A 2,535-nucleotide genomic window follows, 5' to 3' on the forward strand; every position below is an offset into this window, starting at 1 on the left:
CCAAAGAGATTTCATCAACTGATTTGAGTTTGATGCGTCTGATCGATGAAATTCATCTCGACTACCCATTTATGGGCAGTCGAATGATACGAGATATGCTACAGCGTCAAGGGCATCAAATAGGTCGGCGTAAAGTCCGACGTTTAATGCGCTTGATGGGAATACATGCCTTGTATCCAAAACCCAATACCAGTAAGCCTAATCTTGCACACCGTATTTTCCCATATCTGTTGAAAAACATGGTCATCGATCACTCTAATCAAGTCTGGTGTACAGATATAACGTACATTCCTATGGCTAAAGGCTTTGTCTATCTGTGTGCAATTATAGATTGGCATAGTCGTAAAGTACTGGCTCATCGAGTATCGATCAGTATGGAAACAGACTTTTGCATAGATGCGTTGCAAGAAGCAATTGTGAAATATGGTTGTCCAGAGGTGTTTAATACAGACCAAGGCAGTCAATTCACAAGCGAGGCATTTTTGAATGAGTTAAAATTGCGAAATATCCGTATCAGTATGGATGGGAAAGGACGATGGATAGATAATGTGATGATTGAGCGGTTATGGCGCAGCTTGAAGCATGAGGAAGTCTATTTGAAGGCTTACGATACGGTTAAACAAGCGAAACAATCAATTGCTGAATATTTGGATTTTTATAACATGATACGTCCTCATTCAAGTTTGAATAAGGCAACACCAAATGAATTTTATGATCAACATTTACTAAAAGTAATGGCAGCATGATTTAAATATTTAGAGCGGATTTATCACTTATAAAACTGAATTGAGTGGTCTAATTAACGGAACCACATCACTTTCTAGATCTGCACCGAGTTTTTCACCTAACGGGGTCAGCGCATTTTCAGCCTTTGCCTGTTTCCATAGATTATAAAGTGCTAAATCATATTTGATACTGGACAAGCCTCGGGAACCATGACGTGCAACTAATTCAGTAAAAACTGGTTCAAATCCTTGTGGAGTTGGCTCATATTTTTTTAGATCTTGTAAAGGCTGATAAGGTGTTTTAGTTTGATAATATTTTGATGGCGTATTATTTTCAGGCGTTGTTTGTGATTGTTGATGATCATCATTATTACATGCGGCCAACAATACACTTGCGCATAACACACTGCTTTTAAATAATATATTCATGAATTATTTGCTCATAGATAAAGAAGTGCCATGTATCATAGACAGGAGCAATGACAGTTCTATTAAACCATTCAGTAAAAATTTTAAATACAGTTGTATTTAGACGCTAAGGAGCAAGTGTCTTTTCCATAAAACCAATCCCACTATCAGTGTCAAGCAACTCTAATTGATACAGTTTTCCCAGTTCAGCTGACATTTTTAATAACTCATCTAAGTTATGTTGTCTTGCTAAACAAAGCAGTAGTTTGATTACCCCACCATGCGTAACAATCAACGATTTTTTCCAATTATTTTCTTGCAATTGTTGATGAATTTGTTCAAAACCTAACGTGACTCGTTGTTGAAATCGTGCAAATGATTCACCATTTGGTGCTTGATATTGAGTCGGGAATTGCCAAAAATTTGCCAGTAACTCAGGAGTCGTTTCATAAATCCTTTGAGTTGAAACACCTTCCCAATCACCGAAATACATTTCTTTGATATTTTCATTGATCAATAGCGGGCGTTGTAATTGATTAGCCAAATTTTCAGCAAAAAGACGGCAACCTTCTACTTAATCAAATGTTGGGATAAGGAAGAAACCTTCTATAAGCTCGGTATCACAGTCAATAACATTTTAACTCGATATGCTCTGTACACGACAAATTTCACAGAACCCTTATCCTATCAGGATTCTGCTTTCTTAAAATTGCCAAAATTTCCTTAAACTCTTCTTTTTTCCCAAAACCAATTAAATGCTGAATCGCCATTTGAACATAGTCTAAACCATAGCGAAATAAACTCATTGAGAGTCGTCCATGCTTCTTTATTTTTATCGCTTTTTTTTGATTATGTTGCCATTCACCCGTTAAGTAACACCAACAGAAGCTTATAGCTAACACCGCAATCAATTTTTTCACTCGTCTAGGGTCTGTCAAGCGCGTATTTTCAAGATTAAACCCGCGTCCTTTGAGACAACTGAATAAGGTTTCAATTTCCCAGCGTAATGCATAATCCTGAATAGCATTGGCATTAAACTGAGGAGAAACGACGAGTAAAAGTTCTCCATTTTCTAACTGTAGTGCACTTATATATAGTTTCACCCGACCAACCAAAATCCGTCGTTTACGACATTCAATTTGACCAACTTTAAGATGGCGAAATAAATCACTAATTTTATGATTCTTTCCTAAATGATTGGTGACAATGAAGTTTTTTTTACACGAATGCAGAAGTTGATGTCTTGTTCAATTAACCATGTAAACCACTGCTCACCGATAAACTCTCTGTCTGCGAACACATTCACAATACGGTCTTTACCAAAAATGGCTATAAAGCGTTGAATCAAAGCAATACGCTCTTTCGTATCTGAATTTCCACGTTTATTAAGCAATGTCCAAAG

At 36.8% G+C, this 2,535-nt stretch carries 1 protein-coding gene and 3 pseudogenes; 1 reads left to right on the plus strand and 3 read right to left on the minus strand.

The window, feature by feature from the left end; genetic code table 11:
- The coding region (locus tag F988_RS03525; protein ID WP_004681087.1) for an IS3-like element ISAcsp5 family transposase at positions 1-746 on the plus strand (746 nt) is incomplete at its 5' end.
- 69 nt (positions 747-815) lie between these two features.
- On the opposite strand, the pseudogene F988_RS03530 reads toward F988_RS03525, so the two are convergent.
- The 3 pseudogenes from F988_RS03530 to F988_RS03540 form a co-directional block, all read right to left on the minus strand.
- Positions 816-1,154 (minus strand): annotated as a pseudogene (locus F988_RS03530) (histidine-type phosphatase); the annotation flags it as partial.
- Positions 1,155-1,260: 106 nt separating this feature from the next.
- Positions 1,261-1,707 (minus strand): annotated as a pseudogene (locus F988_RS03535) (histidine phosphatase family protein); the annotation flags it as partial.
- Between the two features lie 94 nt (positions 1,708-1,801).
- Positions 1,802-2,535, minus strand: a pseudogene (locus F988_RS03540) (IS4-like element ISAba1 family transposase); the annotation flags it as partial.

The organism is Acinetobacter parvus DSM 16617 = CIP 108168, assembly GCF_000368025.1.
In the GTDB taxonomy this organism is placed as follows: Bacteria; Pseudomonadota; Gammaproteobacteria; order Pseudomonadales; family Moraxellaceae; genus Acinetobacter; species Acinetobacter parvus.